We start from the raw sequence: 14,298 nt of genomic DNA, 5'->3' as shown, positions 1-14,298 counted from the left end.
TGTTCCCATGACGACCACCCTGCCGCACCGGTGGTCGGTCGCTCGCCGGTGGGCCTGCTTTCATGCGGGCTGTCGGCCTCCAGGGGCGACGACCCCTGGGCGAGGTGGCAGCGGCTGGGGAACCAGGCGATGGGGAGACGGCCGCCGTCCTCCGCGGTGGCCATCGCCTGATGGCTTCTTTCGCGAGCCCGGCTCTGCCGGCGGAGTCACCGCCGACGCCGGGAACTGCCGCTCGGGGAGAGACGCATCCGTGAGGCTGATCGGCGGCGCCGGGTACAGCGAAGTGGTCCTCTCGGCATCTCGCAGGAGCTGACGCGACTGGCGAGTGCGGTGGCACAGGGCCTGTTCGCTGTCCCGTGCGGGGTGACCGTCCTGTAGTCGACTGCCCGATAATCCATGTGGGCGGAGTGGACGATCTTCTGCATTTCCGAGACCGGGAGTGTCCAGTTCGCGAAACGCTTTCGTCGGGCGTGGTAGTCCAGCAGCAGATGGTCCGTGGTCGGTGAAGCGTTGGAACAGCGAGGGTAGGTCTGCTCGGCGTCGGTGCAGGCGCTCCTCCAACGGGCGGAATCTCCCCCAGGAGTCCATCCACGCCACAGGGATGCCGAGGTAGGCCCCTGCTTCTTGCAGTGACATGCCCGTCGCGGCCTGGACGAGATGGGCTGCGAGGCCCCTGCGGATCGCGACGTTGCCGGGCGAGCGGCCCGAGTGGCCGTGCGGCCAGCGGTTCGGCGTCCCGGCCGAGCAGCACGTCCACCGGGCGCGTCTCTCCAGGTCCACCAGGATCGTGGCGTACGAGTCGCCCTTCCGCAGCGCGAAATCGTCGACACCGAGCACACGATTCTGTCCGACGAATTCTTCCGGCGTGGCGCGGACCAGTCGTAACAGGGTGTCCTTGGCGACGCGCAGGCCCAGCGCCGCGGCCAGGCGGGCTCCCGCGCGGCCGGCCAGGGCGAGGGCGATCGAGGTCAACTGCTCACGCACCAGCGGCGTGTAGCGGGCATGCGGGCTTGTCAGCCCCGCGATCTGCTCGGCGAACGTCACCGCCCGGCACGCGGGGTTCGGGCACTTGAACCGACGCACCAGCAACTCGATCACCACTCTGGCGCCACCGGCCGCGGCATCCGCGAGCCGTCGTATGTACCGGCTGTGCACCCGGCCCGATGTGCTACCGCAGTGCGGGCATTCCGCACCCGCCGAGCGGGCCCGCGCATGCATCGTGACCATCCCCGCACAGCCCGCTCGACCAACTCCACCACGACGCCGGCCAGATGAGGGAACAGCACCTCGAAACTCCGCGAAGAACACGCGAGCCCCGATCGCAGCCACCACTGACACCGACAGCGTCACAAGATCAGCGCCAGAGCCGAATTACGTGACGCTCAGGCCGTCGGAAGTGGGGAATTGCGTGAGCGTCGACAAGCGGTGGCGGTCTCGAACAGCCCGAACTGCGGGGCCGCCTGAGGCACGTCGGCCCCGACGACGGTGAAGCCGGGGTCGGCGAACAGGTTGGGCTTGGGCCCGAACCGCGGCCTCGGCCTGAACTTTGCTAGAGCTTGCGCAACTTCGTGGTGAAGACCTGGGCTGCGACCTTGTCACCCAGGGTGAGGCCGTCCTCCGCGTCCCACGGGAAGTGGACTCCGAGCCAGACCCTGCTGTAGGCGTCCTCGGCGGCCGCCGCGCTGAAGCTGGCGAAGTGGCGGGTCTTCACCGGTGACTGAGGCTCGTCGGTGGTCATGTCGAAGGCGATGTTGTCGCTGCCGAAGTAGCGCTTCATCACCCCGGCCCAGGCCCCGCCGAAGGTCGCGTGCCCCGAGGCCCAGGCCGGGAAGCACGGGGTGACGTTCACGCCCGCCCGGGTTTTCAGCAGCGGCTTCCACTCCGGGTCGAGCCCGCCTTCCCGGATCGCGGACACCGGCCGCCACAGGTCGATCGGTGTCAGGAACTTCACGTCCCGTACCGCGATCCCGGCGTCTGCCATGGCGATGGAAACGAGGGCGAACAGCCGAGCGTTCTCGTACGTGCTCAGGCCGCGGGCCTGGGAGACCTCTCGGGTCGCCTGAAGCAGCTGACCCGGCGGTTTGTAGGTGCCGTTCAGGTCGTTGGCCCAGAACCAGGCCGCCGCCTCCTGCTCCGGGGTCCGGTTGACGACGGGTGTACGCGCGGTCGGTTTGTCGGCGCCGGCCGACCGCACCGCCTCGACCTGAGCCTGGTAGGCGTCGCTGGCCAGCAGCTTCTCGTACGTCCCGTACAGGCCCGGGGTCGCCGGGCGGAACTGCGAGCCGGAGGTGAGGGCAAAGGGCTTCACCTCGCCCCAGAACGGTGTGACTGCCTGGCTGTCCCGCTCGCACGAGGGATCGGGCATGTCCGGGTAGCTGGTGGGCCGCCACGCGCCCGGCTTGTTGTCGCCGACGTACACCTTGGGATTGGCGGAGCCGTCACCGTTTCGCGCGTTCCTCATCTGCGTGACCATGCGGTTGACCACGGTGACGTCGAGCAGATCGAACTCGGTGGGCTTGGTGCCGAACCGCTCGAGGAACTTCGAGTCGAGGAACTGCGCCTGGTTCTCGCCGTATAGCCCCAGTAGAATGTTGTACGCCGTACGGCCGATCACCCGCTCCTCCTCGTCGGGACCCTCGACCCAGCCGTCGTACTTGTGGGCGTAGATGTACGGCTCCGAGGTGATCTTGCCCTTCCACTTCAGCTGGTAAGAGCTCTCGGCGTCGTAGAGCGACGCGTTCAGCATCGCCGCGGAACGGGCCATCGGCCCCGGTCCGCCGCCCTCACGCCGGATGACCTGGAGCAGGACATCGTTCCAGTAGTGGACGGGATCGGCGATCTGTTGTTGCGGCAGCGCCGCTTGTGCGGGCTGCGAAGCGACGGTGAGCGCGCTGCCGGTGGTGGCCAGCACCGCCGCCGTGGCCAGCGCCCGGCGCCACATCCCAGTGCTCGGCCGGACAGGTCTGACACTCGTTGACATATCGACTCCCTGGTTCAGTAGAGACGTTGGTTGTACGGCAGGACATTCCTGGTCGGTACGGGCTCGCGCTTGCTGGTGATCCGTTCGAACTCGATGGGCGGTTTCCCGCCGGCCGCACTGAGCTGCGCCACTCCCCGGCGGCGGCACAGCTGCTGGAACGCCTCGGAGGCGTATTCGCTGCCGCATCGGATCCGTATGCCGGCCTCAGCAGATGACGTGGGCACCGCCGACCATGACCGTGCAGACGCCCCCATGTCCCTGCCTTCGCAGACCCAGATCCTCCGCACGCTTAATACGAAGGTGCAGAACACGTCCTTCTCGCTACCGGACCCGCCGCTGTTGCAGATCCACTCGTAGCGGGTTCCGCCAGCCGTGTGGGTGGTGTGGATCTGCACGCAAGCCGACAGGTTGTCTCTGGCAGTGTCCTTGAGAACGGACGCGACTCGTCGTGGTGCTGGTCCAAGACGCTACGGGCGGGCCGCGTGTGGTGTCGCCCCACGCTGGTTGGCACTCCGGGCCGACCCAGCGTGGTAGTCGCCCCGTTCCTGCAACTTCCGTGGTACCGCGGAAGGTTGACGCCCATCAGGCCGGGCAGGCGTTACGCTCCTGCGATGTGGATCCGCCCCCTCGTCGTCGACGCGCTGATTGTGGCGGCGCTGACCGGCGTGGCCTTACTGCTGGGGCCGGAGGCCGCCCGGCAGGGGCAGAACCCGCTCGACGGAGCCGCCTACGCTCTGGTCGTCCTGGTCCACCTGCCGCTCGTCCTCCGCGGCCGTGCCCCTGTCCTGGTCTGCAGCCTCGTGCACGCGATCTGGCTGGCGTACATCACTGCCGGCTACTGGCCCGTGGTGTGCAGCTTCGGCCCCATGCTCGCCGTCTACACGGTCGCCTCCGGGCGCGTGGCGCGCGTCTCCGTAGCCTGCGCCGCGCTGATGGGCGGGGTCTGGATCTACGCGGGTGCGGTGAACCACACCGACTCCTGGGCGTCTGTCATCGGACAGGCGGTGGTCTACCCGGCGATGCTGTGGCGGTTCGGTTTCCTCGCCCGCCGCTCGAACGAGCTGGCCCGGCAGCTGCGCCGGGAGCAGGCGGAGCGGGCCCGGCGCGAGGTGGCCGAGGAACGCGGCCGGATCGCCCGCGAACTGCACGACGTGGTCGCCCACCACATGTCCGTGATCTCCGTGCAGACCGGTCTCGCCCGGTTCGTCTTCGACACCGACCGCCAGACCACACGTACCGCGCTCGACACAATAGAAGCCACCGGCAAGGAAGCCCTCGAAGAGCTGCGCCGCATGCTCATGGTGCTGCGCGCTTCCGACGAGGGTGCCCCCGCCGGTCCGATGCCGGGCCTGGCCCGCCTCGGCGAGATGACCGAACGTGTCCGCGCCGGCGGGACCGAGGTCGCCTTGACCGTCGAGGGCGTCGAGCGTCCGGTGGCCCCTGGCGTGGAACTGTGCGCCTACCGGGTGGTGCAGGAGGCACTCACCAACGTCCTCAAGCACGCGCCCGGCGCGAGTGCGCAGGTACTGCTGAGGTATGAACCGCACCAGGTGACGGTTTCGGTCACGGACGACGGCGAGGGGGTGATTCCAGACAGAGTACGAACCGGCGGGGGACACGGCTTGCTCGGCATGCGAGAGCGGGCCAAGCTCTACGGCGGGCAGATCGACATCGGCCCGCAGGACCAAGGTGGCTTCGCCGTGCGGCTGATCCTGCCGACGTCCGCGCGGGCCGCACAGCAGGGGGACGACACCACCACATGACCACCGTGCTCGTCGTGGACGACCAGTTCCTCATCCGGGCCGGCCTGGTGGGCCTGCTGCGTGCCGCACCCGGCATCGAGGTGGTCGGCGAGGCTAGCGACGGCGCGGAGGGCGTCCTCCTGGCCGCACGAACCGCCCCTCAGGTGATCCTCATGGATGTCCGGATGCCCGGCATGAACGGCATCGAGGCCACCGAACGCATCCTCGCCGCGGCCGGCGACCCCCCGCCCCGCATCCTGATGCTGACCACCTTCGACCTCGACGAGTACGTCTATGGGGCACTGCGCGCCGGAGCCTGCGGGTTCCTGCTCAAGGACTCCGGCCCAGAACGGCTGCTCGCCGCCGTGACCGCGATCGCCGGCGGCGACGCACTCTTCGCGCCCAGCGTCACCCGCCGCCTTGTGGAGGCCTACGCCCGGCAGACCGTCTGCGAACAGCCCCCCGACCTGCAGGCGTTGACCGCCCGCGAACGGGAGGTCCTGAAACTGATCGCACGGGGCCTGTCCAACCTGGAGATCGCTGAGCGCCTCTACATCAGCGAGGCGACGGTCAAGACCCACCTCAACCGCACGATGACCAAGCTGGACCTGGACAGCAGGGCACAGGCCGTGGTGGTGGCGTACGAGTCGGGGCTCGTGACCCCGGGCGGATAGCGGCCGGGAGGCTCTGGCCGTCCCCTGGGCTCAGTGGACGTAGATGCAGGCCTCACCGCCGTAGTGCTGGCTGCCGCCGCTGGCGATCCAGAGCTTGGCGCAGTAGTTGCCCGCCCTCGAAACGGGGCAGTTGAGGACGAAGGTTTCCGTCAATTCGCTGGTGGAGCTTTGGGCGCCGTTCTTCCAGTGCACGCCACCGGCCTTGATGTATTCAAGGTGGATCGACTTCGCATTGTTGTTGTCGGTTCGCCCGGCGCTTCCGATAACTTTCTCGACATACAGGCCATCACCGAAGATCTTGTAGCAGATTTCCCAGTACCCCCAGGGAGTCGGACCCGCCGTTTCCGCAAACTCTTGCGGTGGCGGAGGCGGGGCTGGCTGTAGGGGCAGTCCTCCCGGCAACGTGTGGATCCACCTGCCCGGGGAGATGGGCAGAGCCCCTGTTATCGTGCGCCGATGTCAACGATCAAGCAGTTCCAAGTGACCTTCGACTGCGCGGAACCTGCGCGCCTCGCCGCCTTCTGGTGCGAGGTGCTGGGGTACGTCGTACCCACAGTCCCGGAGGGCTTTGCCACGTGGGAGGAGTACCACCACTCGCTGCCGCCTGAGGAGGAGGTCTACTTCGCGTGCGCTGATCCCTCGGGTGTGGGCCCGCGCGTGCTCTTCCAGCGAGTTCCCGAAGGCAAGGTCGTCAAGAACCGGGTGCACCTTGATGTGCGGGTCGGCACAGGGCTTGTGGGTGACGAGCGCCTGGCCACGCTCGAGGCCGAATGCGCACGGCTGATGGCGCTCGGCGCGAAACACGTGCTGACGCAGCGCGCCGATGGCGTCAACGAGTCGTGCATCACGATGCAGGACATCGAGGGCAACGAGTTCTGCCTCGCCTGATTCTCCTCCGAGACTGCGAGGGAGGGCCGTCTCCCGGGGACCTCTCAGGTCTCGTATGCGGCAGAAGCTATCCCGTGAGAGCGACGTTGTGCAGTCGGGCGATGCCGAGCATGGCGTGTCGGACCCCGTCGCCCTTGAGACGGCAGTCGCGGAGGGTCTTCCAGGTCTTCATGCGGGCGAAGACGTGCTCGACGCGGGCCCGGACCTGCTTGTGCGAGCGATTGTGCTCGGGCTTCCAGCCCGGCAACTCTTCGCCCGGGGTACGACGGTGGGGCATGAGGAGGCCGGTGCCCGGATAGCCGCCGTCGGCCATCGTGGGCTGCCCACGGCGGCCTTCGCGCCAGTCTCCTCCCATGCCCGGCAGCCGTTGTGATTGCCGGGCAAAGGCTCACCGACCACAACGACCAGGCGGATATCCGCGTCAATGAGGGTTTCTCATCCTGAGCGCCAGGCGATCTCGATGGCGTGAACGGCGGCGACCGTGCGGCCGATTCGGTTGGTGCTGCAGCGTGCTTTGCGGAGGATTCGCCATTGCTTGAGGCGGGCGAAGGCGCGTTCTCCCGGGGCCCGCAGCCGAGTGTGGTCGCGGTTGAACTGGGCGTACTTCTCGGGCAGGTCGCGGCCGTAGTACGGGGTGCGGATAGTGGCACCAGCTCCGCGGTAGGCGCGGTAGGCGCGGTAGGCGCGGTCGGCGAAGACGAGGAGCTGACGGGACAGGCATGCCTGGATCACACCGTGCGCGCGGGCCGCGGTCAGGTCGGGCGTGCGGCCGGGCAGTGCCCGCGAGAACCACAGCGGCCTGCCGTCCGGGGCAGCCACGACCTGCACGTTCATCCCGTGACGGCGGTGCTTCATCGAGTAGTACGGCTCATCCGCCGCGATGCGGTCCGTGGCGATCAGGGTGCCGTCGAGGATGACGAACCCCTCTGGTGGCAGCTCGCACAGAGCCTCGTGCAGGCTCGGAGCGCGCTCGGCGAGGATCTCCGACCGGCGGTGGCGGTGGAGACGCCGAACCCCGCGGCGACCTGGGCCAGGGTCTCGTTCTTGCGCAGGTGCACCAGGACGAGCAGGGCCTGCCTGAAGCAGCCCAGCTTGCGCCAGCGGGAGCTCACCTCACACCTTCGGGCGTAGATGAGCCAGGAAACGTGCTCAACGACCTCGTGAGGGACGTAGAGCATGGCACAATACGGGACCAACAGGGCTCCTATGTCGAGACGTTGGCGAGTGAGATCACCAGCGCAACGACCAGGAGCCCTGCTGCGTTACGGACCCCGACCGCCAGTCGCCACCACCCGCGAACCACAAGATCAGAAGCGTTCGTGGGATGAAATGATGCACGAATGGCTTCCCCCGAGACCGTGACAGCCGCCGAGCTCATGGACCGCACCCGTGACGGCGTCCTGCTCTTCGGCCTGACCCCGCCACGGCAGACCACCACCCCCGAGCAGGCCGACGCCGTCGCCGCCGCGGCCCTGACCCGGCTCCGGTCGGTGCAGGTCGACGGGCTCATCCTCTACGACGTGGACGCCGAGGCCGACCGGACCGAGGCCCCGCGACCGTTCCCGTTCATGCCGATGATGGACCCGGCCCACTTCCTCGACGGCCACCTCGCCGACTGGGCCGGCCCGGTGATCGTCTACCGCGCCGTGGGCAAGTACACCGGCGACCAGCTGGACCGCTGGTGGTCGCAAGCCGACCGCGACCGGGTGCTGACCGTCTTGGTCGGCGCGGCCTCCCGGCACCAGGTGGTCCGCACAAGCCTTCCCGAGGCCTACCGCCGGCATGCCGGGTTCTCCCTCCCGCCGCGGATGGGCGGCGTGGTCATCGCCGAACGGCACGCCGCCTCGGGGACGGAGCACGCACGCATGCTGCGTAAGCAGGACGCCGGCTGCGAGTTCTTCGTCTCCCAGGTCTGCTACGACCTGGACCGCACCCGCAACATGCTCTCCGACTACACCCACGGCTGCCGCGACCAGGGCCTGGACCCGAAGCCGGTAGTGCTGACCCTGGCCCCGTGCGGGTCGGTGAAGACCCTGGAGTTCATGACCTGGCTCGGCATCGAGGTCCCGCGATGGCTCCAGGCCGAGATCACCCGCGGCGACCCCCTCGCCGCGTCGTACGAGCAGTGCCTCCTCAACGCCCGGGCCCTGATCGCGTACTGCCGCCGCCTCGGCCTGCCTTTCGGGATCAACGTCGAGAGCCTCACCAACCGCAAACTGGAGATCGACACCTCCATCGACCTCGTCCGGGAGATCCGCGACCTGCTGGGCTGAATCATCGTCAGGTCGGCAAGCGGTCGCCGCCGTTCACGCCATCGAGATCGCCTGGCGCTCAGGATGAGAAACGCTCAGTAAGACGTCGTTTTCATCTGTCTTGCCTGTTTATAGACGGATTCCCGATGGGTGAGGATGCGATGCGAAGGAGGCAGCCGGTGTGGCTGGGGTCGATGAGTCCTGAGGTGTGGCTGTTGGGGCGGAGTGCTGCTTGTTCCTGTCTCATCCCAGGATGCCCGGCTTCCCAGGCTGCGTGCTTCCGTCGTCATTGCTGTGCGCCTGGGCGCACTCGTTGAGCGGCGGTACGCCGGAGGCATGCCAAGCCGACGTCCTTATCCAAGTGATCTGTCCGATGCCCGCTGGGAGTTGGTCGAGCCGGTCCTGGCGGCCTGGCGCTTCGAGCGCCGTGGCAGGGCCTGGACTTCGGCCGGCCGCCGGAACACGACCTGCGCGACATCATGGACGCGATCTTGTATGTGGACCGCACCGGCGTCCAGTGGCGCTACCTCCCGCACGACTTCCCGCACTGGAACACGGTCTACGGCTACTTCGCCAGGTGGCAGCAGGAAGGCGTATTCGCCCAGCTCAACGGCCTGCTCAGGCAACTCTTACGACAGAAGGAAGGCCGGGAGGCCGAACCGTCGGCCTGCGTGATCGACGCGCAGAGCGTGAAAACCTCCACCAGCGTGCTCGCCACCAGCCAGGGCATCGATGCCGGCAAGAAGATCGTCGGACGGAAACGGAGCATCGTCACCGACACCATCGGCCTTGTGCTCGCCGTGCTGGTCACCGCGGCAAGCGTGCAGGACTCCATCGCCGGCACCCAGCTCCTGGACCAGGTCGCCGCCGCACATCCCAGCATCCGCAAAGCGTGGGTCGACGGCGGCTACCGCCAGCACCTCGTCGAGCACGCAGCCACCCTCGGCATCGACATGGAAATCACTCAACGCAAGCCCGGCACCAAGGGGTTCGTCCCGATCTCGAAGCGGTGGGTGGTCGAGCGGACCTACGGCTGGCTCATGCTCCACCGCCGACTGGCCCGCGACTACGAAACCCACCCGCACCGATCCGAAGCCATGATCCACATCGCCATGACCGACCTCATGGCCCGCCGCCTCACCAGCGAGAACACCATCTCCTGGCGCGACCCGGAACCGCAGACCAAACAGCAGATTCCGGGATGAAACAACGGGAGAAAACGACCTCTAAGCGACTGCCAACAGCACCCAGTCCTCCAGCGGCAGACCCCACGGCCGTCCCTGGCCTGGGGAGCTGGCGCCCTCGCGGCGAAGCGCGGTCACCAACTTGCCGAAGATGCGCGGGCTCAGCCCGGTAAACGGGGCTATCCAGGACGGTTCCGACGCCGTGATCACACCTGACATGATCAAGATCATTGCAGAGCGAGATCACTTACGGGACAACCTTACGACCTTGGGAGCGATTGAGTTCGGGGCGTGCTGGTCTGGCGGGTTGGCTGGTGGGTGATCAGCAGGCGGCCTACCGGGCGAGCACCAGTTCCGTGCTCGACTTACGGCGGGTCGCCCGCCGGGCGGAGCGGTCAGAGACCAGGGCTGAGATCGCAAGGTGGGTCTCGGCGTAGATCTCGCGGCGGCCGGTGAACCGTTGCAAGGGCCGCCACTGCTTGTACTCGGCGTTGGTGTGCTCCACGCAGATCCGCGCGGAGGACTGGCGGCGGCGCTGCTCGCGCCAGGCGTGCTGTTCGCCCAGCGGCGCGTCGTCCTTCGGCTTCTTCGGCGGGGCGCTGACCTGGCCGGGGAACTCGTTGGCCAGGCCCCGGTAGCCCTCGTCAACCTCGGCCTTGACTCTGGGGTGCCGGTGGAACTGCTCGGCGATGCCCTCGGTGCGCACGGCGGTTTGGTCGTGCATGCGGCCCGGCCGGACCACACCGCTGAACAGGGTGCGGCCCTGCGGGTCACTGAAGGTGGTGGTCTTAATGGTGTTCTGCTTCTTCTTGCCGGAGACGAACGCCTGTTCAGCCAGCGCGGCGTGCGGGATCCCAAGCCGCAGGTGGACCAGCGTGACCAGGAGCCGGTCTACGAAGACCATGCGCTGCTTGGGCCCGGCGCCGGCCGCCCGCCTCCGGTCTCCGCCACGCCGCTCGTGTAGCGCCGACTCCCGCGCGGCCTGCCACCGGGGCGCGAGTTCTTCGAGTAACTCGCCGAAGTGTGCGCGCGAGATGCCGGACAGGGCAGGATTGGAACAGGCCGCACGGGCCCAGGTGAGCTTCACAACTCATCCAACCCGTACGGCCGTTCTCATGTCACGGGCCAGTGGCACAGCACTCTTGATCGTCTTCTGAGCGGCGCCTAGGCTCTCATGCCCATGGAGATAGGGGAGCCAGACCGCGGGCGGCGGGCATGGCACGACGGGCTGGTCAGGCGTCGTGTAGCCGCAGGTCTGCTGGCCGGGGCGGGGCTGGTCATTCTGGGCACGGTGTTCGTCGTACTGCCGGGGGTGGTGGTCGACCACGATCTCGCCGGGGCGAGCGTCGCCGCGCAGGATCGGCTGAAGGCGGTGAACGATGTCCGTACGACGCTTCTGCAGGTGGTCGGCGGCCTGGTCGTGCTTTTCGGCGCGTACGCCACCTGGCGGCAACTGCGGGTGAGTCAGGACGGATTGCGCGCCACCCAGGAGGGCTACGTCACCGACCGGTTCAGCCGGGCCGTCGACCAGCTCGGCAGCGACAGGCTGGATGTACGCATCGGCGGGTTGCACGCGCTGTGGCGGATCGCGGAGCAGTCCGCCCGCGACCGGGAGGCCATCATCTCCATCCAGGCCGCGTACCTGCGTACACACCTGCCCTGGCCACCCGCCGGGCCGGAATCACCGGCGGCAGACGTGCCCATCAACGACATCGCACCCCTGGAGACTCGCGCCGCCGACGCCCAGGTGGCGCTGACCGCGCTCGGTGTGCTGTGCCAGCACCGGGAGCAGTCCTGGGTCAATCTCAGCATCACCGACTTGCGCCGAGCCGACTGCGACGGACTGTGGTTCCCCGAGGTCAACTTCGACCGCGCCTGCATGGAGGCGGCGGGCCTGTACCACGCCAATCTGACCCAGGCGTCGCTGGTCTCGGTCAACCTGCGGCATGCCGACCTCACGACTGCGATTCTCCGCCGCGCTCGCTGCATTCTGGCCGACCTACGGGCCGCGAAGCTGGTCGAAACCGACTTGCGTGACGCCGACTTCACCGAGACCGACCTGCGCGAGGCAAACCTACGTAAGGCCGACGCCCACGGCGCGGTCTTCCACCGCGCCGACCTCCGCATGGCCGACTTGCGCGGCACCGACTTGAGCACCGCCAGCCTTGTCGAAGCACGCCTGACCGGCGCCCTGGCCAGTGAACACACCCGCTGGCCCGCTGACTTCGACCACACGGCCGCCGGAGTCGTCGACACCGATGACCCCGGACCCGAGCCCTCGCCCCTACTCCAGCCGCCCGGGATGACGTGGCAGGCACCGCCGCTGCGGTCCACTCCCTGACCAAGACGCGCCGGTCAAGGCTGCGGCGACCGCGATCCGCCTCACCGGCGTCACTGCTCCTCAGCGGCGTCCTGATCCCGCAGAGCCCCAGGCAGCCAGGCAGATCCGGGAGCTGATATCGCTCCCCAGGTCGTTAGCGAGGTAACCCCAGCTCGCCTGCACGCAGCCCGGCCTGGAAGCGGGAGTCGGCCTCGAGTTTGGCCATCAGCTCGGCCACACGCCGCCGGTAGGTGCGTAGGGAGACGCCGAGTTGTTTGGCTGCCGATTCGTCGGTGAGGCCCGAAGCGAGGGCTTTGAGGATCATGCGGCCGTCGGCATCGAGGGGCGGGACATCGCTGCGCAGATAGGTTTCGAGATCGACGGCCGCATCCCAGATCGCCCGGAACAGCGAGTGAACGCCGTCGACCAGGATCTGTGACGTCGTCACGGTGTACTCCCGGCCAGTGGGGGTCTCCTGCCCGGCAAGGATCATCACCCGCCGGTCGATGAGGATGGTCTCGTGCGGTAGCGGCGAACGGCTGATCCGAACGAGAGCGCCCTTACTCCGCACCAGCCGCAGGTGCGCGCGGGCCTCCTCGTCGGCGAGTGCCACCGGGCTGAGCAGCTTCCGAGGGGTGAAGTCAGCGGGATCCGCCGCGCGCATCCGATTCCGGACCGCGGCCCTGGCCCCCGGTTGCGACCAGGTCTGGAGGTTTTGGGCGGCGCACAGGAATTCGGTCCGCGCGGACTCGAAGAGATGACCTGCGCGCGCGATCAATTCTGCGTCTCCTCGCACTGAAAACACCTTTTCGTTCCGCATCCTGCCAGTCTGGCATCAAGCTGCCACGAGCTCGCTAGGAGTCGTGCCGGCGGACACCATGAGCGTCATGACGATCAAGACTTTCTCCCTCGGCGGGGAGCTGACGATCAACCGGCTCGGCTTCGGCGCGATGCGCCTGGCGATGGGCGCATTCGCCGGTCCGGCGCGAGATCCCGAGACGGGCATCGCCGTGCTCCGCCGGGCCGTGGAGCTGGGCGTGAACCACATCGACACCGCTGGTTTCTATGGCAGGGACGCGGTGTGGGCCAACGAGCTGATCCGTACGGCATTGACCCCCTACCGTGACGACCTGGTGATCGCGACGAAGGTGGGGCCGTTGCCCGGACCGAACGGTGTGCCGAGCGGGCAGGCGACGGCTGATCAGCTGCGCGGCCTCGTCGAGGCGGATCTGCGCTGTCTAGGTCTCAACCGGCTCAACCTGGTCTATCTGCGCGTCGGCGGGATGACCGGTCCGGGTGGCGAGTCGATCGCCGAACGGTTCGCGGTCCTGGCTGAGCTCCGCGCGGAGGGGCTGATCCAACATCTGGGCGTCAGTAACGTCGACGGCGCCCAGCTCGCCGAGGCCCGGGGAATCGCGCCCGTCACGGCGGTGCAGAACAGGCACACCGGCGACACGGGGTTGCTGCCCGAGTGCGAGGAAGCGGGCATCGCGTATGTGCCGTACTTTCCGCTCGGCGGCGGCGTCGCCAGCGGCCCACTCGACGCCGAACGGCTCGGCAAGGTCGCGGCACGCCTGGGCGCGACCACCGCGCAGGTCGCGATCGCCTCGCTGTTGGCGAAGTCGCCGTCGGTGCTGGCGATTCCGGGCACCGGCTCTCTCGATCATCTGGAGGAGAACCTCGCGGCGAACGACCTCAGTCTCCGTGATGAGGACTTGTCTGACCTGCGAGGCTAACTGGTCGGCTCCGGAAGTCAGCTTGGCTGGCATGCCCATTGCCGCCGCCCGCCCGATATCCCCGACCGCCACCGAGCGGCACCGGCTGAAGAATGCAGTGACCAGCCCCGAACTGGCTCGCGACGCCGTAAAGCGCGGCATCGCGCCCTTCCTGTCGGCCCCCACCGTGCGCCGCTGGCTCGCGCGGGACGCCCTCAAGCCCTGGCAACACCACTCCTGGAGCTTCATCACCGACCCCCACCTCTGCGGCAAGGCCGCGCGCGTCCTGGATATGTACGCCCGCACCTGGAACGGGGCGCCGCTCGGCGCGGACGAATTCGTCGTTCAGCGCCGACGAGAAGACCTCCATCCAGGGCCCGCTGCCGCTGCCACCCCACCCTCACCCCCGGGAAGGCCCGCGCGATGTTAAAAAGCCCGGTTCGGTCTGGTGGGGGGACTGTAAGACGTGCTCGTTTTGACAGACCCTGCCCTGCGACCGCAGCGGGGCAGCTGCCACTGTCAGACCCAGGTGGCAGCATCACC

Annotated in this window: 13 protein-coding genes and 4 pseudogenes; 8 read left to right on the top strand and 9 right to left on the bottom strand. The window is 68.1% G+C overall.

The window, feature by feature from the left end; genetic code table 11:
* Positions 1-60 precede the first annotated feature (60 nt).
* From QF032_RS40530 to QF032_RS00620, 3 genes are all read right to left on the bottom strand, one after another.
* Positions 61-1,218: a transposase family protein gene (locus QF032_RS40530; protein ID WP_373430456.1), complete on the bottom strand. Its 1,158-nt coding sequence runs from the start codon at positions 1,216-1,218 to the stop codon at positions 61-63.
* Positions 1,219-1,549: 331 nt separating this feature from the next.
* Entirely contained in the window at positions 1,550-2,980 is a 1,431-nt protein-coding gene (locus tag QF032_RS00625) for a vanadium-dependent haloperoxidase (RefSeq protein ID WP_307054343.1), read from the bottom strand.
* Between the two features lie 14 nt (positions 2,981-2,994).
* Positions 2,995-3,375 (bottom strand): hypothetical protein, encoded by a 381-nt coding sequence (locus tag QF032_RS00620; protein WP_307054341.1) that lies wholly within the window; start codon positions 3,373-3,375, stop codon positions 2,995-2,997.
* Between the two features lie 216 nt (positions 3,376-3,591).
* On the opposite strand from QF032_RS00620, the gene QF032_RS00615 reads away from it, so the two are divergent.
* A complete protein-coding gene (locus QF032_RS00615; protein WP_307054338.1) occupies positions 3,592-4,743 on the top strand; it encodes a sensor histidine kinase in 1,152 nt (383 codons plus the stop codon).
* Positions 4,740-5,396 carry a response regulator gene (locus tag QF032_RS00610; RefSeq protein WP_307039009.1) on the top strand — a complete coding sequence of 219 codons (657 nt, stop codon included), beginning with the start codon at positions 4,740-4,742 and terminating at the stop codon, positions 5,394-5,396. Before QF032_RS00615 ends, QF032_RS00610 begins: the two co-directional genes overlap by 4 nt.
* 30 nt (positions 5,397-5,426) lie before the next feature.
* Here QF032_RS00610 and QF032_RS00605 read toward each other — a convergent pair whose 3' ends face one another.
* Positions 5,427-5,798 carry a hypothetical protein gene (locus QF032_RS00605; protein ID WP_307054337.1) on the bottom strand — a complete coding sequence of 124 codons (372 nt, stop codon included), beginning with the start codon at positions 5,796-5,798 and terminating at the stop codon, positions 5,427-5,429.
* Positions 5,799-5,852: 54 nt separating this feature from the next.
* Between QF032_RS00605 and QF032_RS00600 the strand changes: the two genes are divergently transcribed.
* A complete protein-coding gene (locus tag QF032_RS00600) occupies positions 5,853-6,284 on the top strand; it encodes a VOC family protein (RefSeq protein ID WP_307054335.1) in 432 nt (143 codons plus the stop codon).
* A gap of 67 nt (positions 6,285-6,351) precedes the next feature.
* Here the strand turns inward: QF032_RS00600 and QF032_RS00595 are convergent.
* Both QF032_RS00595 and QF032_RS00590 read right to left on the bottom strand, forming a co-directional pair.
* Positions 6,352-6,719: pseudogene (locus QF032_RS00595) on the bottom strand (transposase family protein); the annotation flags it as partial.
* A pseudogene (locus tag QF032_RS00590) lies at positions 6,720-7,462 on the bottom strand (transposase family protein). It lies immediately after the preceding pseudogene.
* Positions 7,463-7,624: 162 nt separating this feature from the next.
* Between QF032_RS00590 and QF032_RS00585 the strand changes: the two are divergent.
* Both QF032_RS00585 and QF032_RS00580 read left to right on the top strand, forming a co-directional pair.
* A complete protein-coding gene (locus QF032_RS00585) occupies positions 7,625-8,557 on the top strand; it encodes a methylenetetrahydrofolate reductase (RefSeq protein ID WP_307054333.1) in 933 nt (310 codons plus the stop codon).
* 315 nt (positions 8,558-8,872) lie between these two features.
* Positions 8,873-9,741 (top strand): annotated as a pseudogene (locus QF032_RS00580) (IS5 family transposase).
* A 24-nt stretch (positions 9,742-9,765) separates the two neighbouring features.
* Here QF032_RS00580 and QF032_RS00575 read toward each other — a convergent pair.
* Both QF032_RS00575 and QF032_RS00570 read right to left on the bottom strand, forming a co-directional pair.
* A pseudogene (locus QF032_RS00575) lies at positions 9,766-9,939 on the bottom strand (IS5/IS1182 family transposase); the annotation flags it as partial.
* A gap of 115 nt (positions 9,940-10,054) precedes the next feature.
* Positions 10,055-10,624 carry a transposase family protein gene (locus tag QF032_RS00570; protein WP_307054331.1) on the bottom strand — a complete coding sequence of 190 codons (570 nt, stop codon included), beginning with the start codon at positions 10,622-10,624 and terminating at the stop codon, positions 10,055-10,057.
* 276 nt (positions 10,625-10,900) lie between these two features.
* Here QF032_RS00570 and QF032_RS00565 point away from each other — a divergent pair, with 276 nt between their 5' ends.
* Positions 10,901-12,061 (top strand): pentapeptide repeat-containing protein, encoded by a 1,161-nt coding sequence (locus QF032_RS00565; protein ID WP_307054329.1) that lies wholly within the window; start codon positions 10,901-10,903, stop codon positions 12,059-12,061.
* Positions 12,062-12,194: 133 nt separating this feature from the next.
* Here QF032_RS00565 and QF032_RS00560 read toward each other — a convergent pair whose 3' ends face one another.
* Positions 12,195-12,818 (bottom strand): helix-turn-helix transcriptional regulator, encoded by a 624-nt coding sequence (locus QF032_RS00560; RefSeq protein ID WP_307054327.1) that lies wholly within the window; start codon positions 12,816-12,818, stop codon positions 12,195-12,197.
* Between the two features lie 109 nt (positions 12,819-12,927).
* On the opposite strand from QF032_RS00560, the gene QF032_RS00555 reads away from it, so the two are divergent.
* Both QF032_RS00555 and QF032_RS00550 read left to right on the top strand, forming a co-directional pair.
* Positions 12,928-13,776 (top strand): oxidoreductase, encoded by an 849-nt coding sequence (locus QF032_RS00555; RefSeq protein ID WP_307054325.1) that lies wholly within the window; start codon positions 12,928-12,930, stop codon positions 13,774-13,776.
* 31 nt (positions 13,777-13,807) lie between these two features.
* Positions 13,808-14,185: a hypothetical protein gene (locus tag QF032_RS00550; RefSeq protein ID WP_307054323.1), complete on the top strand. Its 378-nt coding sequence runs from the start codon at positions 13,808-13,810 to the stop codon at positions 14,183-14,185.
* Positions 14,186-14,298 lie beyond the last annotated feature (113 nt).

Source organism: Streptomyces achromogenes, from assembly GCF_030816715.1.
Lineage (GTDB): Bacteria > Actinomycetota > Actinomycetes > Streptomycetales > Streptomycetaceae > Streptomyces > Streptomyces achromogenes_A.
This window is presented reverse-complemented; position numbering and strand designations above follow the sequence as displayed.